The sequence below is a fragment of the Streptomyces sp. CNB091 genome, from assembly GCF_000377965.1.
Genome location: NZ_KB898996.1, coordinates 90,876 through 116,572, shown reverse-complemented (window position 1 = coordinate 116,572; position 25,697 = coordinate 90,876). Strand labels below are relative to the sequence as shown.

The 25,697-nt window shown below is 72.7% G+C and carries 27 protein-coding genes and 1 pseudogene; 10 read left to right on the top strand and 18 right to left on the bottom strand.

Annotation, left to right across the window (positions count from 1 at the left end):
• The first annotated feature begins 23 nt into the window (after positions 1-23).
• The 4 genes and pseudogenes from D581_RS0114130 to D581_RS1000000139665 form a co-directional block, all read left to right on the top strand.
• The gene (locus D581_RS0114130) at positions 24-503 is read left to right on the top strand and encodes an Lrp/AsnC family transcriptional regulator (RefSeq protein WP_018957866.1); all 480 of its coding nucleotides are present in this window, start codon (positions 24-26) and stop codon (positions 501-503) included.
• Between the two features lie 132 nt (positions 504-635).
• Positions 636-2,324 carry a DUF885 domain-containing protein gene (locus D581_RS0114125; protein ID WP_018957865.1) on the top strand — a complete coding sequence of 563 codons (1,689 nt, stop codon included), beginning with the start codon at positions 636-638 and terminating at the stop codon, positions 2,322-2,324.
• A gap of 79 nt (positions 2,325-2,403) precedes the next feature.
• Positions 2,404-3,294 (top strand): ATP-grasp domain-containing protein, encoded by an 891-nt coding sequence (locus D581_RS0114120; protein WP_018957864.1) that lies wholly within the window; start codon positions 2,404-2,406, stop codon positions 3,292-3,294.
• A gap of 13 nt (positions 3,295-3,307) precedes the next feature.
• Positions 3,308-3,391, top strand: a pseudogene (locus D581_RS1000000139665) (Lrp/AsnC family transcriptional regulator); the annotation flags it as partial.
• A gap of 60 nt (positions 3,392-3,451) precedes the next feature.
• Here the strand turns inward: D581_RS1000000139665 and D581_RS0114115 are convergent.
• The 4 genes from D581_RS0114115 to D581_RS0114105 all read right to left on the bottom strand — a co-directional run bounded on the left by D581_RS0114115 (position 3,452) and on the right by D581_RS0114105 (position 8,585).
• Positions 3,452-6,460 carry an AAA family ATPase gene (locus D581_RS0114115; RefSeq protein ID WP_018957863.1) on the bottom strand — a complete coding sequence of 1,003 codons (3,009 nt, stop codon included), beginning with the start codon at positions 6,458-6,460 and terminating at the stop codon, positions 3,452-3,454.
• Complete coding sequence (locus tag D581_RS0114110) at positions 6,457-7,626, bottom strand: exonuclease SbcCD subunit D (protein ID WP_026290507.1); 1,170 nt, start codon at positions 7,624-7,626, stop codon at positions 6,457-6,459. The genes D581_RS0114115 and D581_RS0114110 overlap by 4 nt, the downstream gene beginning before the upstream one ends.
• On the bottom strand, positions 7,623-7,763 hold the full coding sequence (locus D581_RS1000000141285) for a hypothetical protein (protein WP_158688603.1): 141 nt from the start codon (positions 7,761-7,763) through the stop codon (positions 7,623-7,625). The genes D581_RS0114110 and D581_RS1000000141285 overlap by 4 nt, the downstream gene beginning before the upstream one ends.
• Positions 7,764-7,958: 195 nt before the next feature.
• Entirely contained in the window at positions 7,959-8,585 is a 627-nt protein-coding gene (locus tag D581_RS0114105; RefSeq protein ID WP_018957861.1) for a YigZ family protein, read from the bottom strand.
• A gap of 75 nt (positions 8,586-8,660) precedes the next feature.
• On the opposite strand from D581_RS0114105, the gene D581_RS0114100 reads away from it, so the two are divergent.
• Together D581_RS0114100 and D581_RS0114095 are read left to right on the top strand one after the other, a co-directional pair.
• Complete coding sequence (locus D581_RS0114100) at positions 8,661-9,107, top strand: CoA-binding protein (protein ID WP_018957860.1); 447 nt, start codon at positions 8,661-8,663, stop codon at positions 9,105-9,107.
• 46 nt (positions 9,108-9,153) lie between these two features.
• Entirely contained in the window at positions 9,154-9,975 is an 822-nt protein-coding gene (locus D581_RS0114095) for an AAC(3) family N-acetyltransferase (RefSeq protein ID WP_018957859.1), read from the top strand.
• A gap of 58 nt (positions 9,976-10,033) precedes the next feature.
• Here the strand turns inward: D581_RS0114095 and D581_RS0114090 are convergent, their stop codons facing one another.
• The 3 genes from D581_RS0114090 to D581_RS0114080 all read right to left on the bottom strand — a co-directional run bounded on the left by D581_RS0114090 (position 10,034) and on the right by D581_RS0114080 (position 12,110).
• Positions 10,034-10,588, bottom strand: coding sequence for a YbaK/EbsC family protein (locus tag D581_RS0114090; protein ID WP_018957858.1), 555 nt, complete (start codon positions 10,586-10,588; stop codon positions 10,034-10,036).
• A gap of 43 nt (positions 10,589-10,631) precedes the next feature.
• The gene (locus D581_RS0114085; RefSeq protein WP_018957857.1) at positions 10,632-11,204 is read right to left on the bottom strand and encodes a helix-turn-helix domain-containing protein; all 573 of its coding nucleotides are present in this window, start codon (positions 11,202-11,204) and stop codon (positions 10,632-10,634) included.
• A gap of 156 nt (positions 11,205-11,360) precedes the next feature.
• Positions 11,361-12,110: an acyltransferase gene (locus D581_RS0114080; RefSeq protein ID WP_026290506.1), complete on the bottom strand. Its 750-nt coding sequence runs from the start codon at positions 12,108-12,110 to the stop codon at positions 11,361-11,363.
• Positions 12,111-12,286: 176 nt separating this feature from the next.
• On the opposite strand from D581_RS0114080, the gene D581_RS0114075 reads away from it, so the two are divergent.
• Positions 12,287-12,817, top strand: coding sequence for a gamma carbonic anhydrase family protein (locus tag D581_RS0114075; protein ID WP_018957855.1), 531 nt, complete (start codon positions 12,287-12,289; stop codon positions 12,815-12,817).
• Between the two features lie 119 nt (positions 12,818-12,936).
• Here D581_RS0114075 and D581_RS0114070 read toward each other — a convergent pair whose 3' ends face one another.
• A complete protein-coding gene (locus D581_RS0114070; protein WP_018957854.1) occupies positions 12,937-13,374 on the bottom strand; it encodes a DUF4442 domain-containing protein in 438 nt (145 codons plus the stop codon).
• Positions 13,375-13,495: 121 nt separating this feature from the next.
• Between D581_RS0114070 and D581_RS0114065 the strand changes: the two genes are divergently transcribed.
• Positions 13,496-14,587 carry a DUF8017 domain-containing protein gene (locus tag D581_RS0114065; protein ID WP_018957853.1) on the top strand — a complete coding sequence of 364 codons (1,092 nt, stop codon included), beginning with the start codon at positions 13,496-13,498 and terminating at the stop codon, positions 14,585-14,587.
• A 69-nt stretch (positions 14,588-14,656) separates the two neighbouring features.
• Here D581_RS0114065 and D581_RS0114060 read toward each other — a convergent pair whose 3' ends face one another.
• The 4 genes from D581_RS0114060 to D581_RS0114045 all read right to left on the bottom strand — a co-directional run bounded on the left by D581_RS0114060 (position 14,657) and on the right by D581_RS0114045 (position 17,785).
• Positions 14,657-15,502: a fused MFS/spermidine synthase gene (locus D581_RS0114060; protein WP_018957852.1), complete on the bottom strand. Its 846-nt coding sequence runs from the start codon at positions 15,500-15,502 to the stop codon at positions 14,657-14,659.
• A 70-nt stretch (positions 15,503-15,572) separates the two neighbouring features.
• On the bottom strand, positions 15,573-16,748 hold the full coding sequence (tuf, locus tag D581_RS0114055) for an elongation factor Tu (protein ID WP_018957851.1): 1,176 nt from the start codon (positions 16,746-16,748) through the stop codon (positions 15,573-15,575).
• A gap of 94 nt (positions 16,749-16,842) precedes the next feature.
• Complete coding sequence (locus tag D581_RS1000000141280) at positions 16,843-16,998, bottom strand: hypothetical protein (RefSeq protein WP_018957850.1); 156 nt, start codon at positions 16,996-16,998, stop codon at positions 16,843-16,845.
• Positions 16,999-17,071: 73 nt separating this feature from the next.
• Entirely contained in the window at positions 17,072-17,785 is a 714-nt protein-coding gene (locus D581_RS0114045) for a DNA alkylation repair protein (RefSeq protein ID WP_018957849.1), read from the bottom strand.
• Positions 17,786-17,834: 49 nt separating this feature from the next.
• On the opposite strand from D581_RS0114045, the gene D581_RS0114040 reads away from it, so the two are divergent.
• Positions 17,835-18,557 (top strand): TVP38/TMEM64 family protein, encoded by a 723-nt coding sequence (locus tag D581_RS0114040; protein ID WP_018957848.1) that lies wholly within the window; start codon positions 17,835-17,837, stop codon positions 18,555-18,557.
• A 185-nt stretch (positions 18,558-18,742) separates the two neighbouring features.
• The gene (locus D581_RS0114035) at positions 18,743-19,624 is read left to right on the top strand and encodes an undecaprenyl-diphosphate phosphatase (protein WP_018957847.1); all 882 of its coding nucleotides are present in this window, start codon (positions 18,743-18,745) and stop codon (positions 19,622-19,624) included.
• Between the two features lie 195 nt (positions 19,625-19,819).
• Here D581_RS0114035 and D581_RS0114030 read toward each other — a convergent pair whose 3' ends face one another.
• The 6 genes from D581_RS0114030 to D581_RS0114005 form a co-directional block, all read right to left on the bottom strand.
• Positions 19,820-20,326, bottom strand: coding sequence for a MarR family transcriptional regulator (locus D581_RS0114030; RefSeq protein ID WP_018957846.1), 507 nt, complete (start codon positions 20,324-20,326; stop codon positions 19,820-19,822).
• A gap of 50 nt (positions 20,327-20,376) precedes the next feature.
• The gene (locus D581_RS0114025) at positions 20,377-20,775 is read right to left on the bottom strand and encodes an STAS domain-containing protein (protein WP_018957845.1); all 399 of its coding nucleotides are present in this window, start codon (positions 20,773-20,775) and stop codon (positions 20,377-20,379) included.
• Positions 20,772-21,866: a cobalamin B12-binding domain-containing protein gene (locus tag D581_RS0114020; RefSeq protein WP_018957844.1), complete on the bottom strand. Its 1,095-nt coding sequence runs from the start codon at positions 21,864-21,866 to the stop codon at positions 20,772-20,774. Before D581_RS0114020 ends, D581_RS0114025 begins: the two co-directional genes overlap by 4 nt.
• The gene (locus tag D581_RS0114015; protein ID WP_018957843.1) at positions 21,863-23,446 is read right to left on the bottom strand and encodes a SpoIIE family protein phosphatase; all 1,584 of its coding nucleotides are present in this window, start codon (positions 23,444-23,446) and stop codon (positions 21,863-21,865) included. Before D581_RS0114015 ends, D581_RS0114020 begins: the two co-directional genes overlap by 4 nt.
• A 340-nt stretch (positions 23,447-23,786) precedes the next feature.
• Complete coding sequence (locus D581_RS0114010) at positions 23,787-24,959, bottom strand: PP2C family protein-serine/threonine phosphatase (protein ID WP_018957842.1); 1,173 nt, start codon at positions 24,957-24,959, stop codon at positions 23,787-23,789.
• A gap of 164 nt (positions 24,960-25,123) precedes the next feature.
• Complete coding sequence (locus tag D581_RS0114005; protein WP_026290505.1) at positions 25,124-25,687, bottom strand: AAA family ATPase; 564 nt, start codon at positions 25,685-25,687, stop codon at positions 25,124-25,126.
• Positions 25,688-25,697 lie beyond the last annotated feature (10 nt).

The following is a 25,697-nucleotide window of genomic DNA, read 5'->3' as shown; positions in this document are numbered from 1 at the left end:
AAGCCCCGTGCTACGTTCGCCACATGTCCGATTCCGTCGCTCTCGATCCGGTGGATCTGCAGATTCTGCGGTTGCTGCAGAACGATGCGCGGACCACGTACCGGGAGCTCGCGGCCGAGGTCGGCGTGGCTGCTTCGACCTGCCTCGACCGGGTGGCCCGGCTGCGCCGCTCCGGGGTGATCCTCGGGGACCAGTTGCGCCTCGATCCGGCGAAGCTCGGCCGGGGTCTCCAGGCGCTGCTCCTGGTGCAGGTCCGGCCGCACCGCCGGGAGCTCATCGGGCCGTTCGTCGACCGCGTCAGGTCCCTGCCGGAGTCGCGTGCGCTCTTCCACCTCACCGGCCCCGACGACTATCTGGTGCAGGTCGCGGTGGCCGACGCGGCTGATCTGCAGCGGCTGGTGCTGGACGAGTTCACCTCGCGGCGGGAGGTGGCCCGGGTGGACACCCGGCTGATCTTCCAGCAGTGGGACTGCGGGCCACTGCTGCCTCCGGCGGGGAGCTGAGTGCCGGAGACATGCCCGGGACGCGCCGGCGACGCCCATCGGAAGCCCCGGAAGCGCGGGAAGTGATCGTCTTTCGGACGCCCCGGGGCCCCGATGGTGACGAGGGGGCCACCCCCGTACGAGGATGTCCGCATGTCAGACACTTCGAGCAGCGCGCTGCCCCGTCAGGTCGCCGACACCTACGTCGACGCCATCATCGAACTCGACCCCATCACGGGCACCTATCTGGGTGTGTCCGAGAGCTCGCGTCGGCTGCCCGACTTCTCACCCGCGGGTCAGGCCGCGGTCGCCGACCTCATCCGCGCGACGCTGCGGGAGCTGGACGCCGCCGAGCTGCGTCCCGGTGCCGACAGCGCGTCCGAACGACGCTGCGGACGCCTCCTGCGGGAACGCCTGACGGCTGAACTCGCCGTGCACGAGGCCGAGGAGGGACTGCGGACGGTCTCCAACCTCCAGTCGCCGGCCCACAGCATCACCGAGGTCTTCACCCTCACGCCGACCGCGACGGACGAGGACTGGGCGGCGGTCGTGGATCGACTGCGCGCGGTGCCCGCCGCGCACGAGGGGTACCGCGCCTCGCTCGCACTCGGCCTGGAACGCAAGCTGTACGGCGGCCCCCGCGCGACCGCCACGTTCGTCGGTCAGCTCACGGAGTGGGGCGGGGAGGGCGAGGGCACGGCGTTCTTCGCGGAGTTCGTCGCCCCCGGCCCCGCGTCGCTGCGGGCGGAGCTGGACGAGGCCGCACGGCTGGCGACCGCCTCGGTCCTCTCCCTGCGTGACTGGGTTCGCGACGTGTACGCCCCGGGCATCGAGGGAGCCCCGGACCCGGTGGGCCGGGAGCGCTACGCCCTCTGGTCGCGGCTGTACAACGGCACCGACCTGGATCTCGACGAGGCGTACGCGTACGGCTGGTCGGAGTACCACCGGCTGCTCGCCGAGATGAGGACCGAGGCCGGGAAGATCCTGCCCGGCGCCGGCCCCTGGGAGGCGCTCGCCCACCTCGACGTGCACGGCAAGCACATCGAGGGCGTGGACGAGGTCCGCGAGTGGCTCCAGGGTCTGATGGACGAGGCGATCGAGGCGCTGGACGGCACGCACTTCGACCTCGCCGAACGGGTCCGGAAGGTGGAGTCCCGCATCGCGCCGCCCGGCGGGGCCGCCGCACCCTACTACACCGGCCCCTCCGAGGACTTCTCCCGCCCGGGGCGCACCTGGCTGCCCACCATGGGCGAGACCCGTTTCCCGGTGTACGACCTGGTCTCGACCTGGTACCACGAGGGCGTTCCCGGCCACCACCTGCAGATCGCCCAGTGGACGCACGTCGCCGACAGCCTCTCCCGCTACCAGGCGTCGATCGGCATGGTCAGCGCGAACGCCGAGGGCTGGGCGCTGTACGCGGAGCGGCTGATGGACGAGCTGGGCTTCCTGCCCGACGCGGAACGGCGGCTCGGTTATCTGGACGCGCAGATGATGCGCGCCTGCCGGGTGATCGTCGACATCGGCATGCACCTGGAGCTGGAGATTCCGGCGGACTCCCCCTTCCACCCGGGGGAGCGCTGGACACCCGGTCTGGCCCAGGAGTTCTTCGGCAACCACAGCGGCCGTCCCGCCGACTTCGTGGAGAGCGAGCTGACCCGCTATCTGTCGATGCCGGGCCAGGCCATCGGCTACAAGCTCGGGGAGCGCGCCTGGCTGCTCGGCCGGGAGAACGCGCGCGCCGCGCACGGAGACGGCTTCGACCTCAAGGCCTGGCACATGGCGGCGCTCTCGCAGGGGTCGCTGGGCCTGGACGATCTGGTGGACGAGCTGTCGCGGCTCTGATCGAAGGCGCCTGATCGAGGACCCCTGATCGAGGGCACCTGATCCAGGACATCTGATCGAGGAACGAGGGCAGCGCGTCATGAACGGCACGAGCGAGCGGAACGGATTCCTTTTCTGCGCCGACCCGTTGCGGCTCTCCCGGCCCGATCCGCAGTTCGCCGCCGAGCTCGCGGCGGCGCGTGCTGCCGACGGGCGGATCGCGCTGCTCGATCATGACGCGCTGCTCGCGGGGGACGCGGCCGGGGCGGTGGCCCGGGTCGCGCGGGACTCCGGACCGTACTGGTACCGGGGCTGGATGGTCCCCTCCGACCGGTACGCGGAGCTGGAGGCCGCGCTCGGCGCCCGGGGCTGCGCCCTGCTCACCGGCGCCGCCGGCTACCGGAGGGCACATGAACTCCCCGGCTGGTACGAGGAGTTCTCCGGACTCACGCCGCGCAGCGTCTGGTGCGCCACGGCTCCGGGAGCGCCGCCGCCACCTGCCGACGAACTGGCCGGGCTCGCGGCGCCCCTGGGGCCGGGACCAGGCATCGTGAAGGACTTCGTCAAGTCCCGCAAGCACGAGTGGTACGAGGCGTGTTACGTACCGGAGCTGGCGGACGCGGAGCAACTGGCCTCCGTGGTCGGCCGGTTCGTCGAGCTTCAGGGCCCCTTCCTCTCGGGCGGTCTGGTGCTGCGGTCCTTCGAACCCTTCGTCGCGGGCGGCGAGGCGCGGGTGTGGTGGGTGGACGGGGAGGCGGTGCTCATCACCGCCCACCCCGACACTCCGGGCCCGGTGTCCGTTCCCGAACCGGCCCTCCCGCGGATGGCCGTGGGCCGCCTCGGGCTGCGCTGGATCACCACCGACCTGGCGTTGCGCGAGGACGGCGTATGGCGGGTGGTGGAGGTCGGCGACGGTCAGGTCAGCGGGCTCCCCGCCGGGGCGGAGGCCGGGGCCCTGTTCGCCGCGCTGGCGGGCGCCGAACCGCGCTGACCCCGACCGGGGGGCCGGGCGGATCGGCGCGCTGGGGGCCGTCACCACCAGCGTCGTGTACTCCTCGCCGCTGCCCCGCCGGGCGATCGGCCGCTGACCCGGCGGGCGGCCGGGACGGCCGCAGGCGTCGAGCGTACGCGTGGCCGGGCCGGGCCGGTCACAGGCGGTGGCGGACGGAGGAGCCCTGGCGCTCCTTCACCACCTCCAGCCGGACCGGGATCCGGCGGCGCAGGTCGGCCACATGGCTGACGATGCCGACGCTGCGGTCCCGCTCCCGCAGGGAGTCCAGTACGTCGAGCACCTCGTCCAGGGTCTGGTCGTCGAGGCTGCCGAACCCCTCGTCGATGAAGAGGGTGTCCAGGCGTACGCCACCGGCCTCCTCGGTCACGACGTCGGCGAGGCCCAGCGCGAGCGCCAGCGAGGCGAAGAACGTCTCCCCGCCGGAGAGCGTCGCGGTGTCCCGTTCGCTGCCGGTCCAGGCGTCGACCACGTGCAGCCCGAGCCCTGCTCGGCGTCCGCCGGTGCGGGCGTCGGAGTGGACCAGGGTGTAGCGGCCGGAGGACATCCGCCGCAGCCGTGCGGTGGCGGCGGCCGCCACTTGTTCGAGGCGGGCGGCCAGGACGTACGCCTCCAGCCGCATCTTGCGCTCGTTGTCGGCGGAGGTGCCCGCCGCCAGACCCGCGAGCCGGGCGATCCGCTCGTACTCCTGGCGCACCGGGCCCAGCCGCCGCACCTCGTCGGCGGCCTCACCGGAGAGCCGGGCCAGCTCCGCGCAGCGCTCGTCGGCGGCGGCGAGCGCGGAGGACGCCTCGCGCAACAGCCATTCCGCCGTCTCGAACTCGCCCTGAGCTGCCGACGGTCGAGCGGGCGGCTGCTCGGCGGCCTCGCGGGCGTCGCGTTCGGCGCGCCGGTCGGCGACGGCGGCGGCCTCGGCCTGCCAGGCGTCGACGCGGTGCTGGAGGTCGCGTTGGGCGGCGGCGTCGAGGAGGGTCGCGGCGGCGGCCTCCGGGGTGTCGAAGCCGGCCCGGAACGCCGCGTCGGAGAGTCGGCCGTCGGCCTCCTTGCGCCGCCGGGCCGTCTCCTGTTCGGCGCGTACGGCCTCGGCCGCGTCGGCGAGGCGTGCCACGCGGCGGGTCAACCGCTCCGCGTGCGCCGCGACGGACGGCGACTCACCCCGGGCGGCGGCGATCTGCGCCTCCAGTCGGGCCTGGTCGGCGTCGAGGGCCTCGCGCGCGGCGGTGCGAGCGGAGATCCGGCTGTGCGCTTCCTGCCGCTGTTCCAGCCGCTCGGTGTGCTCGCGCTCGGCAGTGGCGAGGGCTTCACGCGCCGGGTTCGTCGCGGCGGCGAGCCGGTGGGCCTCGGCGTGTTCGTCGGCCAACCGGTCTACCAGCGCGGCGAGTTCGGCCGCGGTGGAGGATGCGGAGGCAGCGTCCCCCCGAGCCTCTCTCTCCGCCGCCGCGTGCCGTTCGCGTACGAGTCCGAGCTGCTGTTGCGCACGGGCGCGGGTCTCCTCGGCGGACCGCTGGGCGGCCAGGGCCCCCTCCTCCGTCGCCCGGTCGACATGGCCGTCGCCCGGGCTGGCGGGGGCGGGGTGTTCGGCCGACCCGCAGACCGCGCAGGGCTCGCCCGCGACGAGGCCCGCGGCCAGCTCGGCCGCGATGCCCCGCAGTCGGCGTTCGCGCAGGTCGAGCCAGGATTCGCGGGCGTCCAGCTCCTGTTCGCGTGCGGCGGCGAGCCGCTCCTCGGCCTGCTGTACGTCGGTGGCGAGCGCGTCACGGCGGCCCGCCGCGTCCAGGCGGCGGCGGGCGGGGGCGAGGAGTCCGGCGAGCTGCTCGGCGCGGGTGGCGGCCTCCTGCGAGGCGTCGATGCGTCCCTGGAGGGCCGCACGGGTGATGTCCCAGTCGGCAAGCCACGCGTCCGCCTCGCGGATCAGCTCCTCGTCCGCCTGGGCCTCCCGGTTCAGCCGGACGCGCTCCCTGTCGAGCCGCGCACTGCGCTCCTCGGCCTGTCGCGCCGCGTCGAGTGCGTACAGCTCCTGCTGGAACTTCTTTTCCAACTCGGCCAGTTGGTCGGCGCCCGCGTCGGAGAGCTCCGGAGTCAGCAGCGACCGGGCCCGGTCGAGACCTGCACGCGCGGCCAGGTACGCCCGCTCCGCCTCCTCGCGCAGCTCCAGCGCCGGGGCGACCCGGTCGGCCTTGCGGGCGCGCTCCAACTCCTCCTGGCAGCGGTCGTGTTCGGGCCGCCGCTCCTCCAGGGCCGCGGCGCGCCGCACGGTCTCCTCGTACCGCTGCTGAAGGCGGGCGCGTTCGCGTTCGGTGTCCAGGGCGTGGCGTGCGGCGCGCTGCCGGCCCTCGGCCCCGGTCAGGACGCAGTGGGCGATGCCGAGCCGTTCGCGGGCCGTGGACCGGGCGATGGCGGCCCACTCCAGCACGGCTTCGGCGAGACCGGGTTCGCCGGGCCGGGCGGTGATCGGCGTGGCCTCGGCCCCGACGGGCCCGGCCGCCTGGGCGATGCGCTGGGCGAGGGCGAGGATCCGCTCGTCGGCGGCGGTGACCCTGGCCTCGGCGCCTCGGCGCAGTTCGGCGAGGCGTTCCTCGACGGCGGCGAAGCGGCGGGTGTCGAAGAGCCGGCCGAGGAGCTTGCCGCGGGCCTCGGCGTCCGAGCGCAGGAAGCGGGCGAAGTCGCCCTGCGGCAACAGGACCACCTGGCAGAACTGGTCCCGGCTCATGCCGATGAGCTGGGTCAGCTCCTCGCCGATCTCCTGGTGCGACTTGCTGAGCGCCTGCCAGCCGCGCTCGGGGTCGTAACCGCGCAGCCGGCTCTGGGCCTTCTCCTGGGTGAAGCCGTCGCCGCGCTTCTTGGGGCGGGGCTGGGCGGGGCTGCGGGTGACTTCGAGGCGTCGGCCGCCGACGGTCAGTTCCAGCTGGACCTCGGTGGGCAGGTCCGCCGGGGCGTGGTCGCTGCGCAGGGAGGCGCCGGGGCTCTGCCGGGCGCCGGGGACGGCCCCGTACAGGGCGAAGCAGACGGCGTCCAGGACGGAGGTCTTGCCGGCGCCGGTGGGTCCGTGCAGCAGGAAGAGCCCGGCGGAGGAGAGGGCGTCGAAGTCGACTTCCTGGGTGGCGCCGAACGGGCCGAAGGCGGTGATGCTCAGGCGGTGCAGTCTCACCGGGACACCTCGCGCACGGTCTCGTCGACCCGTACGTCGTCGAACGCGGCGCGCAGCACGGTGCGTTCGAGGTCGCTGGGGCCGCTGCCGCCGCGGACGTGGGCGACGAAGTCCTCGGCGATCTGGTGGTCGTCGCGGCCCTGGAGGCGCTGGGCGTAGGACGCCCCCGGGTCGTCCGGCGGCCGCTCGGGGTCGAAGACCAGGCTGAGAGTGTGGGGGAAGCGCCGGGCCAGGCGGGCCATGGGTTCGGCGGGGCGCACCGGATCGGTGAGGGTGGCCTCGACCCAGGCGTGCTCGTGGCGGTCCAGGGCGGGGTCCTCCAGGAGGGTGTCGAGCCGGCCGCGGAGCCGGGCCAGGGGCCGCTCCACGGGGCAGTCGATCCGTTCCTCGGCCGCGATCTCCCCGCCGCCGTCGAGGTCGATGAGCCACATGGTCTTGCGGTGGTCGGCCTCGGAGAAGGAGTAGGCGAGCGGGGAGCCGGAGTAGCGGACGCGGCTCGTGACCCGCTGGGAGCCGTGGAGATGGCCGAGGGCCACGTAGCCGACGCCGTCGAAGACCCCGGCCGGGACCGCCGCGACCCCGCCGACGGTGATGTCGCGTTCGCTGTCGCTGGGCTCCCCGCCCGCCACGAAGGCGTGCGCGAGGACGACGGAGCGGGTGCCCTTCGGGCGGGTGGCGAGGTCGGCGCGGACCCGGTCCATCGCGGCGGTGAGGACCGCCTCGTGACCGGCCCTGTCGGCCCGGAGGACATCCTTGACCAGGGCCGGTTCCAGGTAGGGCAGCCCGTAGAACGCCACGTCGCCGTGGTCGTCGGCGAGCACGACGGGGGTGGCGCAGTGCTCCGGGTCGGTCCGCAGGTGGATCCCGGCCCGCTCGAAGAGCCCGGCGCCGACGCCGAGCCGGCGGGCCGAGTCGTGGTTGCCGGAGATCATGACGGTGGGGACGCCGGCGGCGGCGAGCCGGTGCAGCGCGCGGTCGAACAGCTCGACGGCGGTGAGCGGCGGCACGGCCCGGTCGTAGACGTCGCCCGCGACGAGGACGACGTCCACCTCGCGTTCCCGGACGGTCGCCACGAGATGGTCGAGGTATGCGGCCTGGGCGTCAAGGAGGGAGACGCGGTGGAAGGACCGGCCCAGGTGCCAGTCCGAGGTGTGCAGGATCCTCACGCCGTCGCTCCGGCGGATCCGGTCAGCGCCGCCGTTCCACCGGTCGCGGCCCGCATCGCCGTTCCACCGGTCGCGGCCTGCCCGGGCGTCCCGCCCGTGGCGGGCCGCATCGTCATCGCGCCGGTTGTGGCCTGCATCGTCGTCGTCCTCCACCCCGTGGGCCGCGCACCGGCGGCCCGTGATCCCGCTCGGCACGGACCACGCTATCGCCGCCGGGCCGCCGAACCCGCATCGATCATGATTTCGGTGTCCGTGGGATTGCCCTCATCGCGCGTGTTCGCACGTCGGCGCCATCACGGGCCGTCGTCCCACGTCGCCGTCACACGTCGCCGTCACACGTCGCCGTACGCCTCGCCGCCCAGCTCCAGCACGGCGGTCCCCGCGGTCGCGTCGGCGAGCCAGGCGGTGAACGCCTCGACGTCGCCGTCCGGCAGCCCGATGTCGATGGTGACGGCCTCGGCGTACCGCACCTCGCGGACGTCCCGCCCGGTGGCCCGCAGATCGTTCTCCAGCTTTCCGGCCCGTTGGTGGTCGACCCGGATCGTGGCGAGCCGGAAGCGCTGCCGGGTGATGGTGCCGAGCGCGTCCAGGGCTTCGCCGACCACTCCCCCGTACGCGCGGATCAGCCCGCCCGCGCCGAGTTTGACCCCGCCGTAGTAGCGGGTGACGACCGCCACGGCGTACCGCACCTCCCGCCGCATGAGCATCTGGAGCATCGGGGCACCCGCGGTCCCGCCGGGTTCGCCGTCGTCGCTCGCCTTCTGTACGGAGGCGTCGGCGCCGATCACGTACGCGAAGCAGTTGTGGGAGGCGGTCGGGTGCTCCTTGCGGACGCGGGCGAGGAAGTCCTGCGCTTCCTGTTCGGTGGCGGCGGGGGCGAGGGAGCAGAGGAAACGGGATCGGTTGATCTCGCATCCGTGCACACCCGCGCGGGCGACGGTCCGGTACTGCTCCTGCATCCGTCCACCCTATGCGCCGCCGGGAGGACGGGTTCCGGCGGGAATGAGAGGGCGGGGGTCGTCGGTTGTCCCGGCATGAACGCAGACGGCAGCAGCGCGGCGGACTCGTACGCGGACCCCGCGACGATCAGGCGGATTCTCCAGGACACGGGCGACACCTGGGCGGTGGTGGGCCTGTCCGGCAACCGTTCCCGGGCGGCCTTCGGTGTGGCGGAGGTCCTTCAGCGGTTCGGCAAGCGGGTGGTGCCCGTGCATCCGAAGGCCGAGACGGTACACGGGGAGCAGGGGTACGCCTCGCTCGCGGACATCCCCTTCCCGGTCGACGTGGTGGACGTGTTCGTCAACAGCGAGCTGGCGGGCGGGGTCGCGGACGAGGCGGCGGCGGTGGGCGCGAAGGCGGTGTGGTTCCAGCTCGGCGTCGTGGACCCGGAGGCCTTCGGGCGGACGCGCGCGGCGGGGCTGGACATGGTCATGGACCGGTGCCCGGCGATCGAGATCCCGCGGCTGGAACGGCCCGCCTGAGCGGCCGGGGTGTGGGAGACCTTCCGGGACGGGAAGAATCTCCGCCGTGGACGACGTACTCGACGCAGACCTGCTCGACAGGGCCCGGACGACAGCCGCTCTGACCTCGCTGGGCGTACGGCCCGGCGATGTGCTCCTGGTGCACGCCTCGCTGCGCTCGCTGGGACCGGTGACGGACGGTGCGCGGGGCGTGCTGGGCGCGCTCCGCCGGGCCGTGGGGCCGGCGGGGACCCTGGTGGTCCCCGCCTTCACCCCGGAGAACTCCGACACCTCCCCGCACTACCGCGAGCGGGTACGGGGCCTGGACGCGGGGGCCGTCGACGCCGTGCGGGCCTCGATGGAGCCGTACGACCCGGCGCTGACCCCCGCGCCGTCGATGGGTGCGCTGGCCGAGACCGTGCGGACGGCCGCGGGGGCCTGGCGCAGCGCGCATCCGCAGACCTCGTTCGCGGCGCTCGGTCCGCGAGCGGCCCGGCTGCTCGCCGGGCACCGGGCCGACTGCCATCTCGGGGAGGACTCGCCGCTGGCGCGGCTGTACGAGGCGGATGCCCGGATTCTGCTGCTCGGCACCGGCTACGCCACGTGTACGGCGTTCCACCTGGGCGAGTACCGGATGCCCGGTCCACCGCGCCGGAGCTACCGCTGCGTGGTGGCGTCGCGGGGGGTGCGCCGGTGGTGGGAGTACGAGGACGTCGCCCTGGACGACGGGGACTTCGCCTCCCTGGGCGCGGCGTTCGAGGAGGTCGCGGCGGACGGCGCCGTACGCACGGGACGCGTGGGCGCTGCCGACTGCAGGCTCGTCCGGCTGCGCCCCGCCGTCGACTTCGCCACGGACTGGCTCACGGAGCACCGCCGGACCGGCGGCTGAGAGGGGGCGACTGCGTCGACCCGCCGCTCTTGTGACCCGGGTCCCGGCGCTCCCGCGTTCAGACGCCGAGGCCCTCGACGAGGACGGCGCCCGGGAGGGCGGCGAGCGCCTTGCCGGGGACGATGAGCTTGCCGCGTCGGCTGCCGCTGCCGATCAGGACCCACTCCTCGTCCACCACGGCGGGGTCCAGCAGGAGGGGCCAGGCGGCGGGCAGGCCGATCGGAGTGATGCCGCCGTACTCCATGCCGCTCTCGCCGACCGCCGTGTCCATCGACGCGAACGAGGCCTTGCGGGCGCCGAGGTGTCTGCGGACCGCCCCGTTGACGTCGACCCGGGTGCGGGAGAGCACCACGCAGGCGGCGAGGGTGACGTCCTGGCCGCGCTTGCCCGCCACGACGACGCAGTTGGCCGAGGTGTCCAGCAGTTCCACGCCGTAGTGCTCGGCGAAGACCGCGGTGTCCGCGACGGCCGGGTCGCTGTCGACGTGGACGACCTGCTCGGCGGTGAACTCGCCCCAGCCGGCGGTCAGGGCCGTGACGACGGGGGCGGGGAGCAGGTTGAGCCGTTCCGCGGCGGGAGCGGCGTCCTCGAAGGTGCCGATGGGTGCGCGCATGGGGCTCACGCTAACAGCGGCGGGGCGGGACCGTCCGGGCGTCTCAGCGGACGGGCGGGATGGCGACGACCATGGTGAACACGGCCGGCTCGTCGCCCTCGTTGCGGTAGCCGTGCGGCACGTGCGCCTCGAAGGTGGCGGAGGTTCCGGCGGGGACGGGATGGGTGCGGCCGTCGACGACGAGGGTCAGTTCGCCCTCGGTGACATGGAGGAGTTCGACGGTGCCCTCGGGGTGCGGATCGGAGGTGGTGCCCTCCCCGGGCATCAGCCGGCAGGTCCACAGTTCGAGCGGGCCGCGGGCCTCGGCGCCGACGAGCAGCGTGGTGGAGCTGCCCGCATCGGTGGACCACATGCGGACCGCCCGGCTCTCCGGGACCAGCCGGACCTGGGCGCCCTGCTCGTGGTCGAGGAGGGTGGTGATGCTGACGCCGAGCGCGTCGGCCAGTTTGACGGTGGTGCCGACGCTCGGGTTCGTCCGCGCCTGCTCGATCTGGATGATCATCCCCCGGCTGACCCCGGCGCGGGCCGCGAGGGCGTCGAGGGTGAAGCCGCGCTCCCCGCGCCAGCGCTTGAGGTTGCGGGCCAGCGACTGGGTGAGCTGGTCGAGGTCGGACACGTACCGTCCCTGCGGTGGATGGCGGAGTGCGGGCGGCGCAGTACGGCGTACTGGGTGCGGCGTGCTGGGTCGCGTACGGCGCATGCCGGGGTCAAGAATATTGCACTGCGCTACGGTGCGCTCCCGCGTCCGGCGGGCTGAACCGCCACTGCGGCCTTACGGTGTTTCGCGCCCCTCGTCCAGCTCCGCGAGGGCCAGCAGCTGTTCGGGCGTGAAGCCCTCGGGGATCGGCACGGGCGCCGGTGTGCGCAGGGGCGGCTGCCAGCCCTTCTCCGGGTCCCAGCTGCGGACGACGCGTGCGGGGGCACCCGCGACCACCGCGTGGTCGGGGACCTCGCCCCGGACGACCGCGCCCGCGGCGACCACGACGTTCCGGCCGAGCCGGGCGCCGGGCAGGATCACCGCACCGGTGCCGATCCAGCAGCCGGGCCCGATCGCCACCGGTTCCATGCGGGGCCACTGCTTGCCCACGGGCTCGTGGGGGTCGTCGTAGCTGTGGTTGGTCGTGGTGATGTAGACGTAGGGGCCGCAGTACGTGTCCGGGCCGATCGTCACCGTCGTGTCCGCGATCACATGGCTGCCGCGCCCCAGCACCACGCCGTCGCCGAGCGTGAGGACGGTGTCGGGGCCGAGGTCCAGCTCCGGCATCATCCCGGCCGTGAGCGTGACCTGCTCGCCGATGACGCAGTGCGCGCCGAGCTCGATCCACGGCTCCCCGAACACGGTCCCCTGCGGGAAGGCGAGCCGGGTCCCCGTGCCGATCGCGCGGAACCGCAGCCGCCCGGGGTGCTCGGCGGTGACCGCGCCCGCCCGCTGTGCCCAGGACCAGCCGAGGTGGACCGCGCGGGAGGCGGCACGGCGCGGCCGGCGGGCGAGGAAGGAGAACGCGTTTCGGTTCTTCGGCACGCGCTCACGGTAGTCGGCGGCGCGGTGGGCGACCCGTGCGATGACCTGTGATGTTCGCCCCACCCGGCGGCGTGCGCGGGGAGCCGTCCCCTACCGTGTGAGACGGCCCGGTCCGGCGGATCCGACGATTCGACGGGAAGGCCCAGAAGCACCACACCGGCGCGAAGGAGCAGGCGATGGCGGAGCAGGCGTTGATCACGGGCATGGGCGGCAAGGAGCCGGACATCGATGTGGACGCGTTCGTGGCCCCGACCTCCGTGGTGATCGGCGAGGTGACGCTCGCCCCGGGCTCCAGCGTCTGGTACCAGGCCGTGCTGCGCGCCGACTGCGGTCCCATCACGCTCGGCCCCGACAGCAACATCCAGGACAACTGCAGCGTGCACACCGACCCCGGGTTCCCGCTCACCGTGGGCGCGCGGGTCTCGGTCGGTCACAACGCGGTGCTGCACGGCTGTGTGATCGAGGACGACGTGCTGGTGGGAATGGGCGCCACGGTGCTCAACGGCGCGCACATCGGGGCGGGTTCGCTGGTCGCGGCGCAGGCGCTGGTGCCGCAGGGGATGCGGGTGCCGCCGGGCTCGCTCGTCGCGGGGGTGCCCGCGAAGGTGAAGCGGCCGCTGACCGTCGAGGAGCTGGAGGGCATCCGCTTCAACGCGGCCGGGTACGTGGAGCTGGCGAAGGCGCACCGCGAGGCGCACGGGGGCTGATTCCCGGACCTGGCCACAGCGCACCGGGCCGCCGCCCCTCCCGTTCGGGGAGGGGCGGCGGCCCGGATGCGTACGGCGGATTCTCAGCCGTTGCGACGTCTCAGCCGTTGGGGCGCGTCTCAGCTGTTGGGGCGCAGGGTCCACACGACGGTCATCTCGCCGGTGACGGCGCCGTCGGCACGCCGGATCTCGATGGCGACGGGGAATTCCGGTCGCTGTCCGGCGTCCAGCTCGGCGACGACGTCGGCTATGGGGCGGCCGAGGGTCGCGGTCGCCGTGACCTCGCCCTTGGCGAGCTTCTTGTAGCCGATCTCGGCCTTCACGGCGAGCGGCACGGCGCGCGACATCTGGTCGCCGAAGGCGGCGATGACGATCGCGCCGCTGGCGGACTCGGCGAGCGTGAACATCGCTCCGGCGTGGGGTCCGCCGAGGTGGTTGTGGTACTCCGCCTGGTCGGGCAGCCGGACGACGGCGCGCTCCGGTGTCGTCTCCAGGAAGTCGAGGTTGAGGGTGCGGGCCATCGGGACCGTCGCGACGAGCATCTCGCCCACGGTCATCTGTTCAGCGCTCATGCCCGAAGGTTACTCACCAGTAGCACTGTTTGGCCATCCCCTTGTGACGGCTCTGGGACAGGGCGGCCGTAGAAGTGGCCTGGCGAGCCCTCTATGGTTACTGGCCATGTGGCCAGGAACGCAGCCGCCCGGGGGCGAGCAGAACCCGCAGGACCAGAATCAGAACCCGTACCAGCAGCCGGGGTACCAGCAGCCGAATCCCTATCAGCAACCGGGATATCCGCCGCAGGGCCAGCCGGGGCAGCCCACGGAGCCGGGCTACGGGTACCCGCAGGGCGCGCCCGCCGGGCAGCCCGGGTACCAGCAGCCCAATCCCTACCAGCAGCCGACGGTGCCGCAGTACGCCGTCCCGGGTCCGCCCGGCGGGCCGAAGCCCGGCGACGACAAGAAGAAGACGACGATCGTGGCGATCGTCGCGGCGACCGCCGTCGTCGTCGCGGCGGGCGTCACCGGATTCCTCGTCCTCGGCAACGACGACGACGGCAAGAACGTCGCCGACGACAAGAAGTCCGCGTCGCCGAGCGCCAAGCCCAGCGAACCGGCCACCGGCTCCGCGCCGCCCGCCGAGAACCCGCGGGGCTCCGACAGCGACCCCAAGCCGGTCGTGCCGGGCTGGAAGGTCGTCACCAACCCCAAGTGGGGCACCCAGTTCGACGTTCCCGGTGACTGGGAGGTCGCGAGCTCGGGGATGTTCTCCGGCTTCGAGGACGCCAAGGAGCCCACCGGCAAGCCGGTCGCCGGCTTCTCCGCACCCGCCTACTACAAGAGCAAGTGGTGCGTCGACGACTCCGACGGGGACGGCAGCCAGGAGGACACCGGGCTGGCCGGCGTCGGGACGAAGGGCGCCCAGGGCGCCAAGAACACCGACGAGGCCGCGACGAACGAGGCCGCCAACTGGGTGTGGGCGGCCTACGCCCAGCTGGACCCCAAGAACAAGGTCAAGATCGGCAAGCCCAAGGCGTACACCACCGAGTCGGGTCTCTCCGGCAGCGTCGTCCAGGCCACCGCACTGGGCCTCGCCAACAAGGAGAAGTGCGACAGCGACGGGAAGTCGATCGCCTTCTCCTTCAAGAACTCCAAGGGCGACTACTCGACCTGGGTCCTCTACGCCGCCGCCGGCGTCAAGGACGAGCTTCCGGACACCACCATCCAGAAGATCCTGAGCACGGTCCGCCTCTCCGGTGAGCCCACCGGCTGACCGGCGGCGCCCCGCCCGTTCCTGCCCCCGGATCACCCCGTTCCCGCCCCCGGACCGCCCGACGGAGCCTCAGCCGACGCTGAAGGCTCCGTCGGGCGGTTCGGGCGAGGCGACCGCGTCCACGTCCGCCACCGGGCGGGCCCCGCCGATGAACCGGGTCAGCGCGGGGCCGTGGGTGACCCGTGCGGGGAAGGCGTCGGCGGCGCAGGCGCGGACGAGCGGGGCCACGTCGAGGGGCGCGTACGAGGCGAGCAGGACGACGTTGCCGAAGCGCCGCCCGCGCAGGACGGCCGGTTCCCCGATCAGCGCGACCTCCGGGAAGACCGCGGCGAAGTTCGCCAGCTGGGAGCGGAGGAAGGCGAACGGCGCGCTGTCGGCCAGGTTGGCGGCGTAGATCCCGTCCCCGCGCAGCGCCCGGCCCGCGGCCCGCGCGTACTCGACGGACGTGAGGTGCGCGGGAACACGGGAGCCGCCGAAGACGTCCGCGATCAGGAGGTCGGCGGAGGCGGGCGCCGCCGCCTCCAGCCGCTCCCGGGCGTCGGCCGCGTGCAGGGAGATGCCACCGCCCTCGGGCAGCGGCAGATGCTCACGGACCAGCCGCAGCAGCTCGCGGTCCGCGTCGACGACGTCCTGGCGCGATCCGGGGCGGGTCGCCGCCACGTAGCGCGGCAGGGTCAGCGCCCCGCCGCCCAGGTGCAGGACGTCCAGGGGCTCGCCCGGCCCGGCCGCGCCGTCCACGACGTGGGCGAGCCGGCGCACGTACTCGAACTCCAGGTGGGACGGGTCGTCGAGGTCGACGTAGGACTGGGGGGCGTCGTCGACCGTGAGCAGCCAGGCCCGGTCGCGGTCCACGTCGGGCAGCAGCCGGGCGGTGCCGCGGTCGACCTCGCGGATGACGGGTATCGGCTCGTTCACGCCTCCATTGTCGCCTCTCGCGCCCCGCTGCCCGCCACCCCGGGACCGGGGTGGCGGGCAGCGGTGGTACTCAGAGCAGCGCGGTGACCGTGCCCGCGCCGACCGTGCGGCCGCCCTCGCGGATCGCGAAGCCGAGACCGGACTCCAGTGGCACGTCACGGCCCAGCTCCACGGTCATCGTGACCGTGTCGCCGGGGCGCGCCACCGCCGCCTCGCCGAGGTCGACGTCGCCGACGACGTCCGCCGTACGGATGTAGAACTGCGGCCGGTAGCCGGTGGTCACCGGGGTCGACCGGCCGCCCTCCTTCGTCGACAGGACGTACACCTGGGCGGTGAACCGGCGGCTCGGCACCACGCTGCCGGGCGCGGCCACGACATGGCCGCGGCGGACCCGGTCGCGCTCCACCCCGCGCAGCAGCAGCGCGACGTTGTCCCCGGCCTCGGCGGACTCCATCGGCTTGCCGAAGGTCTCCAGACCGGTGACGACCGTCTCGACGTCCGCGCCGAGCACCGCGACCCGGTCGCCGACGCGGACGGTGCCGCGCTCGACGGCGCCGGTGACGACGGTGCCCCGGCCGGTGATGGTCAGGACGTTCTCGACGGACAGCAGGAACGGCGCGTCGGTGTAGCGCACCGGAATCGGTACGTACGTGTCGACGGCGTCCAGCAGCCCTTCGATCGCCGCCGTCCACCGTGGGTCGCCCTCCAGCGCCTTGAGCCCGGAGACCCGGACCACGGGGACGGTGTCGCCGCCGTACCCGTGCGCGGAGAGCAGTTCGCGGACCTCCAGCTCGACCAGGTCGGTCAGCTCGGGGTCGCCCGCGTCGGCCTTGTTGAGGGCGACGACGATGTGGTCGACGCCCACTTGACGGGCCAGCAGGACGTGCTCGGCGGTCTGCGGCATGATCCCGTCGAGCGCCGAGACGACGAGGATCGCCCCGTCGAGCTGCGCCGCTCCGGTCACCATGTTCTTGATGTAGTCGGCGTGACCGGGCATGTCGACGTGCGCGTAGTGGCGGGTGTCGGTCTCGTACTCGACGTGCGCGATGTTGATGGTGATACCGCGCTGGGCCTCCTCGGGGGCCCGGTCGATCCGGTCGAAGGACACGTAGGAGGTGGAGCTGCCGCCGCGCTCGCTGAGGACCTTGGTGATGGCGGCGGTGAGGGTGGTCTTGCCGTGGTCGACGTGGCCCATGGTGCCGATGTTGAGGTGCGGCTTGGTGCGTACGTATGCCGTCTTGGACATGCTCGTTCCTTGAAGAACTCGAAGCTGAGAAGAGAAGACCCCAGGGCCCCGCCGACCCTCCCCTTACGGGGTCCGCCGGACTGTCGGAGGAGGGTCAGCTTCGGGCGCCGCCGATGGGCGCTGCGGCGGCGGTGCACGCTGCCGCTGCCGCTGCCGCGGTGAACGCCGCCGCGAGGGCCGCGTCGTTCGCGGCAGCCTTCGGCGCGTCCGCGACTGCGGACGGCGCTGCGGGGAAGGCGTACCGGAACATGCCCCTGATCATGGCCGGGCGGGGCGGCCGCGTCGAATGGTTTTCCCGGCCTTCGCGCGGCATTCCCTCCGCCTCAGAGGTTCTTGAGCGCCTCGCGCGCGGAGAGCGGCGACAGGCGGGGCCCTGCTCCCTGGACGAAGTCGCGTACGGCGGTGGGGTCGGTCCTGGCGTACTCCCGCAGGGCCCAGCCGATCGCCTTGCGGAGGAAGAAGTCGGGGTGGTCCGCGCGGCGCAGGCAGTAGCCGAAGAGCCGGTCGGTGTCGGTGGCTTCCCGGTAGCGCAGCTGGTGCAGGAGGGCGGTCCTGGCCGCCCAGAGGCTGGGGTCGTCGATCCACCGGTCCATCTCCCGGGCGAGCGCCGGGTCGGCGGCGACCAGGGGTCCCACGACATGCGCGGCCAGCACGTCGACCGTGTCCCACCAGGGGACGGTGGTCACGAGGTGGTGCAGGACGGGCAGGAAGCCCGAGGTGCAGCGGCCCACGTACCGGCGCAGGTAGTCGGCGGCGAAGTACTGGTACTCCCGCTCGGGCAGCCGCCAGCAGCGCAGCGCGATCGCCGTGCAGTCCGCCTCGTCCGGCCGCCCGGCGCCCGCCAGCACGGTCCGCGACAGGGCCCGGCGCTCGGGGGCGGGGATACCGAGGAAGGGGGCGACGTGCTTCATGTACGCGGCGGCTCCCTCGGCCCGTACGGGGTCGGCGGCCGGGGCGTAGACGGCGACGAGCCGCTCCAGGACGGTGTCGGCGAGGGTGCTGTCCGGCGGGGCGGGGGCGTCGGCGGCGGGGTTCACGCGAGGCACGTTACGGCGATCACACAGCGTTTTCGGTTACTCTCCCCGAATGTTCGACCCCGTCCCCACCGCCCGGCCGGCCACCGGTCCCGCCCTGCGCCTCTCCCGGGCGCTGCTGTCGCCGTGGTCCCGGTTCTCGCTGCTCGTGGTGGTCCTGCTGGGGGCCGCGTCGACGATGCTGCTGTTCGAACCGCAGCGGCTGCTGGCGTCGGGCTGGCCGCCCCAGCTGACCGGGGGCACGGCCGCGATGCTCTTCGGGCTGGCGTACGGGGCGCTGACGGTCGCCTTCGTGCCGCGCCCGCTGCTCAACATCGCCGCGGGCGCGTTGTTCGGCGCGCAGGCGGGTCTCGCGGCGGCGCTGGCGGGCACGGTGCTGGGCGCGGGCGTGTCGTTCATGCTGGGCCGGGTACTGGGCCAGGACGCGCTGCGGACCCTGTTGCGCGGGAGGCTGCTGACCGCAGCGGACGGGGTGCTGAGCCGGCACGGCTTCCGGTCCGTCCTCGCGCTGCGGCTCTTCCCCGGGATCCCGTTCGCCGCCGCCAACTACTGCGCGGCGACCTCCCGGATGAGCGCTCCGCCGTTCCTCCTGGCCACCGGGCTGGGGTCGATTCCGAACACGGCGGCGTACGTGATAGCCGGCAGCGAGGCCGCGTCGCCGACCTCGCCGGTCTTCCTGGCCGCCACGGGCTTCATCGTGCTGTCCGCCCTCGGCGGGGCGCTGGTCGCCTGGCGCAAGCGCCACCGGCTCGGCCGCGACACGCCGGAGGACTGAGCGTACGGCGGCACGTGGACGACCGGTGGAGTAGGTCTGACGTTTACCTTCGGGCGATACGCTGCCCGCGACCTCGATGTCCTTGTTGTCCTTGACCGCACTCCGTACTCCGTACTCCGCACGCAGCCGACGGGCCCAGTCGTCCGTGGCCGATGCACGATCACCCCCGGGATGGCCAAAGCCCCATGAGCTGGTTCGAATCATTCGTCCTGGGACTCGTTCAGGGACTGACCGAGTTCCTGCCGATCTCCTCCAGCGCCCATCTGCGGCTGACCGCCGCGTTCGCCGGCTGGCACGATCCGGGGGCCGCCTTCACCGCCATCAGCCAGATCGGCACGGAGGCGGCGGTGCTCATCTACTTCCGCAAGGACATCGCACGCATCCTGTCGGCGTGGTTCCGCTCGCTGACGGACCGTTCGATGCGCGGTGACCACGACGCCCAGATGGGCTGGCTGGTCATCGTCGGCTCGATCCCCATCGGCGTGCTGGGCATCACGCTCAAGGACCAGATCGAGGGGCCGTTCCGCGATCTCCGGCTGATCGCGACGACGCTGATCGGCATGGGCATCGTGCTGGGCATCGCCGACCGGTTGGCCGCGCGCGACGAGTCGGGCGGCAGGCACCGGGTGGTGAAGGAGCGCAAGACGCTCAAGGAGCTGGGGGTCAGGGACGGTCTGATCTTCGGGTTCTGCCAGGCGATGGCGCTGGTCCCGGGGGTCTCCCGGTCGGGCGCGACGATCAGCGGTGGTCTTCTCATGGGCTACACCCGCGAGTCGGCCGCCCGCTACTCGTTCCTGCTGGCGATCCCCGCGGTGCTCGCCTCGGGCGCCTACGAGCTCAAGGACGTGGGCGAGGGGCATGTCTCCTGGGGCCCGACGATCTTCGCGACGCTGGTGGCGTTCTTCGTCGGGTACGCCGTCATCGCGTGGTTCATGAAGTTCATCACGACCAAGAGCTTCATGCCGTTCGTCGTCTACCGCATCCTCCTCGGCATCGTGCTCTTCATCCTGATCTGGGCCGGGGTGCTCAGCCCGCACGCGGGTGAGTCGGCGGGCACCACCCCGTAGGCGTCGTACGCCCCGCCCGGGAGCAGCCGGACGGGGCGATCCAGCAGCGCAGCAGCCAGCAGCGCGGATAGATGGTCCCCACCGTACGGCGGGGGTCCGACAACGCCGGGGGCCGACCTCTGTCGTTCGGCTACCGCGTTCGGTGACGCGCAGTTCACGCGCACGACGGCGCATGAGGGACGGGACACCCGCTGTTCAGGCTGCCGAGTGGCTGCCGGGTGTGTGGTGTTCCTCGCCGTTGGCAGAGGCGAACTGTGTCTGCAGTCCCGCCAGGCCCCGGGCCAGAGCGCCGCGTTCGCCGGGGGACATGCCGACGATGGCCTGGTGAAGCATGGCATCGCGTTGTTCGCGGATGCGTTGCAGGTGCTCTCTGCCGGTGGGAGTGAGCCGGAGGATGATCTCGCGGCCGTTGTCGGGGCACGGCAGGCGTTCGAGGAAGCCGATGGCTTGGAGACGGTCGCACATGCGGGTCACGGTCGGAGGCGCGGAGGCCAGGCGCTGACACACGGTGCGCATACGTACGCCCTCTTCACGGTCGACGACGTACATCAGACGGAGCTGGGATGTGGAGCCGGGTGCTGTCATGCCCGTGGTCGCGTTTCTGGCGTGGTCCCACATCACGTCGAGGAGTTCGACGACGGAGCTCGCGGAGTGGGTGGCCTCCTGCCAGGCCGTGCTGGAAGCGGCCTCTGCTGCGGTCATGATTACCCGTCGGGTGTGTGCTTCTGCCTGGTGGAGGGCCGGGCAGTGGCTCAGGTGGTGTTGTCCGGTCCGGTGGGCTGAGCCCCCGGGAGGCTTCCCTCGGCGACTGATCCGGTCGGGGACGGGGCCGTGAGGTGGTCAAGGGTACCGGTGAGGACCAGGAGTCGGTCCAGTCTCGTCGGCCGGTCGTCCAGGTGCATCCGCACCCCTGCCTCGGTGGTGCGGCGGCTGATCATCAGCAGGGCGCAGAGCCCCATGGAGTCGACGGTGCGGAGGCCCGCGCATCCCAGGTGCAGGTCGGTCAGCGTGGGCCGTGCGGTGAGCTGGGCGAGGGCCTCCTGCACAAGGAGGTCGGCGTTGTCGTAGTCGAGATCCCCATGGAGCTCTATGCGGACGCGGTCCCTGGCGTCGACGGTGGTCAGCTGCAGGTGGTCGGGGTGTGTGGTCATGCGGTGTTCCCGGCGGTGGTGGGATGGGCGGTGGCAAGGGTGCGTGTCCCGGCCCGGAGGATGCGGGAGGCCCGGGGGAAGTCCTTGAGTTCGCGGGCCAGGAGATCCAGGGACGGCGGCAGACTCGACGCGGGGACGCCCCGGGCCACGAGGACCTGCGCGGTCCAGGCGATGAACCGGGTGAAGAGTTCCTCGTCGTCGAGGTAAAGGGCGGTGGCGAGGAACTCGACGATGTGCGCGAGGTCTTCCGCGGTGCGCTCGCGCTGCAGATCACTGTAGGCACGCATCGCGGGAAAGGCGTCTTCCAGGGCGGTGAGAACGTGACGAACGAGCGAGGCGCCGCTGCGGGAGACCACGGTGTACTCCTGGTCGGCCAGGTGCGGCAGGTCGTCGAACTGCTGGTGGTCGGTCTCCGGCCTGGCAAGCGGCTCCTCGGCGAGGAGGTCGGCGGCGGCGCGCGCGTCGGGGGCCCAGGCGTCAGCGCCCAGCGGCTTCGCGTATCGGCCCCGGGGCCCGAAGGCGGCGCCGCCGACGAGGACGGGGACGCCGACGGCCTGGCAGGCGGTGATCGCCGCGTGCGCGGTGGGGAGCCGGGTGGCGATGGAGCTGGAGAGCGCGACCGCGTCCGCCCGGGTGTTGTGGAGGTGAACGATCAGGTGCGGGGTGGGGACCTGGGCTCCGAGATAGTCGACTCGCCAGCCGCGCAGCCTCAGGACTTCGGCCAGCAGGCGGGCCGGCAGCCCGTGCCACTCACCGTCCACGCAGGCCACGGTGATCCGGCCCCGGGTGGCGGCGACGCGGGCGGCGGGGTGCCCGCTCACCACTGCGACGACCCGTTCGTTGATGGCGGTCGCCGCGTGCTCCTGGGCGACGCTGAGCCTGTTGGCCGCCCATTCCTCACCGACGCGGCCCTGCACCCTGGCTACCACGTCCAGCAGGACGCTCTCGGGGTCGGCGCCGTCGTCGAGCATGCGCAGCACGAGCTCTGCGGCCGCGTGTTCGTCCGCGGTCGAGACGGCGTCCCACAGGAGCTTGGCCGACCGCTCCACGTGTTCGGCCTGGGCGAGGCGGCGCGGGGTGCTCGTTCTCATGCGGTGAACCTGCCCCGGGTATGGCCGTTCACCGCACTGAGATGGTGGGTGCGAGGCGCGGAGATGACGACGACGGCCATGTCGTCGTGGGGCCGGTTGCCCAGCCACTGGGCGGCCAGCATCTGCACGTGTTCCACGATCCCCTCGGCCGGCATACCCGCACATCCGGCGAGCGCGCGCTTGAGGCGCTCGTCCCCGAACAGGTCGTCGCCCATCGGGCCGCCCTTGGCCTCGGTGATGCCGTCGGTGTACAGGACACAGGACTCCCCGGGGGCCAGCGACACGGCGGCGGTGCTGGCGGAGATGTTCGGGATGGCCCCGATCAGGGTGCCGTGGGTGTCGGCTTCCTCGACGGTGCCGCCCGCGCGGATGATCAGCGGGGTGGGGTGGCCGCCACTGGTGAGCTTGAGGTCCACCGCACTGCCGCGGCGTACGGCGGAGGCCAGGACCATGGTCGCGAAGCGGGTGTGATGGGAGCTGAGCAACGCCGTGTTCAGCAGGCTGAGCATCCGCTGATGGTCGTCGGCCAGGGGCAGCAGGGCGTGCAGCGTGTTGCGGATCTTGCCGGTCAGCACGGCGGCCTCCAGGCCCTTGCCGCACACGTCCCCGAGCGAAACCAGGGAGCCTTCGCCCTCGACGGTCGCCGGGTGGACGTCGTAGAAGTCACCGCCGATACGCTCGTGGTCCGCCGAGGGCCGGTAGCCGCCGGCGAAATCCACGCCGGAGATCTGGTGCAGGACCGGGGGCAGGAGTTCACTCATCAGCATGTCGCTGATCGTGCTCTGCTCCGCGTACAGCCGGGCGGCCGACATCGCCGATCCCGCACGGGCGGCGAACAACCGGGCGAAGACCTCCTCCTCGTCGCTGAAGGCGGCGGTCTCGGTCGCGCGCAGGAGGATGAGCGCTCCGGCCGGAATGCCGTGCCCGGGCAACGGGGTGATCACGATCGAGCCGACCGGCCCGAACCCCTCGGGCATCATCCACTCGGGGGCCGTGGCCGGGTCGATCCAGCGCGAGGGCACCGGGGGGAACCCGCGCAGCGCCTCCGCCAGCCCCGGCACGCCGTCGAGGTCCCCCGTCATCGTGGTCGTCGCGGGGACACCGCCGCGTACACAGGTCACCACCGGGAGTCGCTGACCACGCGCCGGAGCGATCACGAGTGCCGCGTCGGCAAGGTTTTCGGCGGCCATGCGGGCGGTCACGTCCATGCAGCGTCCGAGATTGAGGGAGGCGAGCAGAACGTTGGACGCCTTCGCGAGGAACGCACTTCGCTCGCGCTCCCTGCGCAGAGCTTCCCGGACGAGCTGATGGGCGGTGTCATCCACCAGCCACCAGGCCACCGAGCCGTCGCCCCGCACCGTGGGGTGCGCCTCGAAGTGGCGCCCGTCGATGTCGCCGCGCACCGTCGGTCCGGTCTCCGGGACGGCGTGCGGGCCGACGGAGGCGAGCCTGGAGTGTGCGGCACAGAGCCATGCCGGAGCCACATCCACCAGGGATGCCCCGGGGACCGCGGCAGGCAGCAGGGGGCCGACCTCGTCATTGCGCCGCACCACCACGCCTCGGGCGTCAGCGACCAGCACCGGATTCGGGGGCCGGCCCCACGGGGAGTCCGACCGCGTGTCCGCAAGGGTTCGCGCTTGGGTGGAAGCCAAATATCGAGGACCCGCTGGGCGGATCCCTCACCTCATCAACTAGACGATTGCCTGAAGGCAACCATCCCCCACCCTGTCGCCGCCTGACAACCCGCCCCCCTCTACGCGGGCCCCACTGCGGGGAAGGTCGCAGGGTCTTCACCTGGCAACCACATACCCCGCATCCGACGGGCCAGGCCCTGTCGTCGAACTCACACCCGACGCCGCAGGACCGCCCTTCCGGTCGACGACGGAAGCTTGACGACAGGACCTGACGACCGCAGCCGCCCTAACGGCCGTGCCAGTCCAGGCACATCACGAGGGAGTCGTCCGCCGCGGGGCCGGACCCGCGGTGTCCCAGCAGTTCCTGCAACATCACTCTGGGCACCTGAGGAGCAGGCAGCAGACGGGTACTGCTGATCGACGCGGCGAGTGCGCGAAGGCTGTACTTCTCACCACCCGGGGAGAGCGCGTTGTAGACGCCATCACTGATGAACAGCAAACGATCTCCGGGGTCGACCCGGAAGTGCTGCGGACGGTAGGCAGTGTCCTCGAACATGCCCAGAGGCATCTGCTCCTCCAGCTCGATCGGCTCGACCACACCACCGCGCACCCGCCAGACCCGCGGTGAACCGGCGTCGATGACCTCGACATCCCCGGTCGGGAGGTGGAAGCGGAAGAGCAGGGTCGACAGATACCGGCTTCCTCCGTGCTGCCCGTACACCGCTTGATCGGCCAGGTAGGCCTGGTCGCTCAGGCTCAGGCCCGCGCGGCGGGCGTTGCGCAGCGCGTTGACGCAGAGGTTGGTCAGCAATGCGGCGTCGATCCCTTCGCCCATGCCGTTGCTGACCGTCACATACAGGTCGTCGGCCGACGCCGACCAGTCGAAGCTGTCACCGAAGATGGCGTAGGCGGGCTCCAGCTGCGCACCCAAGCTGTACTCCGGCCGGGCACATGACCGTCCCGGCAGTAGCTGCCACTGCATCTCGGCGGCGAGCGTCAGACGTTCCGCCCGCCGCGCCTGCAGGAAGAGGTCGGTGTCCCGCTCCGCGACGACCACCTCGTGCGCCAGGGCGTCGGCGCATTCCCGCAGCTCCTCCAGCACGTCGGCAGCCAAATCGGTGCCTCCTTCCACCCGCAGGGTGACGCTCAGGACGCCCAAACGGTCTCCCCGGACGCTGACCGGGAGGTGAGCCGTCACGGTGGAAGTGGAGTGGTCGTACGAACAGTGCGGCTCCTGGGCGCCGAACGCACGGCCCGGATCACTGTCATGCACCGAAACCGGTGGACGCGTGTGCGGAAGCACCCCGACAGGCTGCAGCCTCGTCATGGCGTAGTCCGCCAGAAGCAGCTCCACCGCCCGGGCACCATGGCGGCGCTCGATCTCTGAGCGGATCACATCGAGAATCTCATGGGGCGCGGCCTCGCGCAGGGAACGCTCGACCGCGCTGGGTCTCTCCATCGGTACCGGACCTACTTTCTTGCGCACTTCTCCGTCGGAGCGGCTGTCGACAGCGACCAGCCGGAATGGGTACGAATGCCCCCACGGGAGTTTCATATGCCTCGGGGCGGCCCACCGGCGGCAACGGTGCCGCCCGTTCCTCCGGGCCGTCGACCGCTGGAGTGTCAGGGCCCCGGCGGCGTCAGGCCGGTGGCGGTCAGGACCGCGTCGACCGTCTCGTCCACGGTCAGCTGCGCGCTGTCGATCCAGATCTTCTCCCCGGCCAGTTCTGCGCGCATGGCGTCGTCCAGCGGGGACCAGTCCGTCGTCAGCGTCTTGTCCCGGGCGAGGTTGCGCTCCATGGCCTTCGCGGCGCCGGGTGCCAGGATCACGCAGTGCAGCGGTGCGCCGGTGAGCGTGGCGCGGTAGAAGTCGAGGTGGGGGCGGCGTACGACGACGTCGTCGATGACCGGGAGGAAGCCCGCGGCGACGAAACTGTCCGCCAGCAGGCAGGCGTTGCGGGCCCGGAGGAAGATCTGGCGGTCCGCTTCCTCGTCCCGGTCGGGCGAGGGCCACCGGCCGCCGGAGACGATGAGTTCCTGGAGGGCGTCCACCTCGATGTGGGCGGAGGCGGCGAAGCGGGCGGCGAGGGCCGCGGCCACGGTGCTCTTGCCGCTGCCGGGGATGCCGATCAGCAGGACGGCGCCCGCCGCCGGCTCGGTGTCCACCGGTACTTCTGTCCACCCCATGGGGCCGCGC

Excerpts from the sequence above, each read along its gene's own strand:
- D581_RS0114130 (WP_018957866.1), top strand. The coding sequence starts at position 24 with ATGTCCGATTCCGTCGCTCTCGATCCGGTGGATCTGCAGATTCTGCGG.
- D581_RS0114125 (WP_018957865.1), top strand. The coding sequence starts at position 636 with ATGTCAGACACTTCGAGCAGCGCGCTGCCCCGTCAGGTCGCCGACACC.
- D581_RS0114120 (WP_018957864.1), top strand. The coding sequence starts at position 2,404 with ATGAACGGCACGAGCGAGCGGAACGGATTCCTTTTCTGCGCCGACCCG.
- D581_RS1000000141285 (WP_158688603.1), bottom strand. The coding sequence starts at position 7,763 with ATGCAGGCCACAACCGGCGCGATGACGATGCGGCCCGCCACGGGCGGG.
- D581_RS0114105 (WP_018957861.1), bottom strand. The coding sequence starts at position 8,585 with ATGCAGGAGCAGTACCGGACCGTCGCCCGCGCGGGTGTGCACGGATGC.
- D581_RS0114100 (WP_018957860.1), top strand. The coding sequence starts at position 8,661 with ATGAACGCAGACGGCAGCAGCGCGGCGGACTCGTACGCGGACCCCGCG.
- D581_RS0114090 (WP_018957858.1), bottom strand. The coding sequence starts at position 10,588 with ATGCGCGCACCCATCGGCACCTTCGAGGACGCCGCTCCCGCCGCGGAA.
- D581_RS0114075 (WP_018957855.1), top strand. The coding sequence starts at position 12,287 with ATGGCGGAGCAGGCGTTGATCACGGGCATGGGCGGCAAGGAGCCGGAC.
- D581_RS0114070 (WP_018957854.1), bottom strand. The coding sequence starts at position 13,374 with ATGACCGTGGGCGAGATGCTCGTCGCGACGGTCCCGATGGCCCGCACC.
- D581_RS0114065 (WP_018957853.1), top strand. The coding sequence starts at position 13,496 with ATGTGGCCAGGAACGCAGCCGCCCGGGGGCGAGCAGAACCCGCAGGAC.
- tuf (WP_018957851.1), bottom strand. The coding sequence starts at position 16,748 with ATGTCCAAGACGGCATACGTACGCACCAAGCCGCACCTCAACATCGGC.
- D581_RS1000000141280 (WP_018957850.1), bottom strand. The coding sequence starts at position 16,998 with ATGTTCCGGTACGCCTTCCCCGCAGCGCCGTCCGCAGTCGCGGACGCG.
- D581_RS0114040 (WP_018957848.1), top strand. The coding sequence starts at position 17,835 with ATGTTCGACCCCGTCCCCACCGCCCGGCCGGCCACCGGTCCCGCCCTG.
- D581_RS0114035 (WP_018957847.1), top strand. The coding sequence starts at position 18,743 with ATGAGCTGGTTCGAATCATTCGTCCTGGGACTCGTTCAGGGACTGACC.
- D581_RS0114030 (WP_018957846.1), bottom strand. The coding sequence starts at position 20,326 with ATGACCGCAGCAGAGGCCGCTTCCAGCACGGCCTGGCAGGAGGCCACC.
- D581_RS0114025 (WP_018957845.1), bottom strand. The coding sequence starts at position 20,775 with ATGACCACACACCCCGACCACCTGCAGCTGACCACCGTCGACGCCAGG.
- D581_RS0114020 (WP_018957844.1), bottom strand. The coding sequence starts at position 21,866 with ATGAGAACGAGCACCCCGCGCCGCCTCGCCCAGGCCGAACACGTGGAG.
- D581_RS0114010 (WP_018957842.1), bottom strand. The coding sequence starts at position 24,959 with ATGGAGAGACCCAGCGCGGTCGAGCGTTCCCTGCGCGAGGCCGCGCCC.
- D581_RS0114005 (WP_026290505.1), bottom strand. The coding sequence starts at position 25,687 with ATGGGGTGGACAGAAGTACCGGTGGACACCGAGCCGGCGGCGGGCGCC.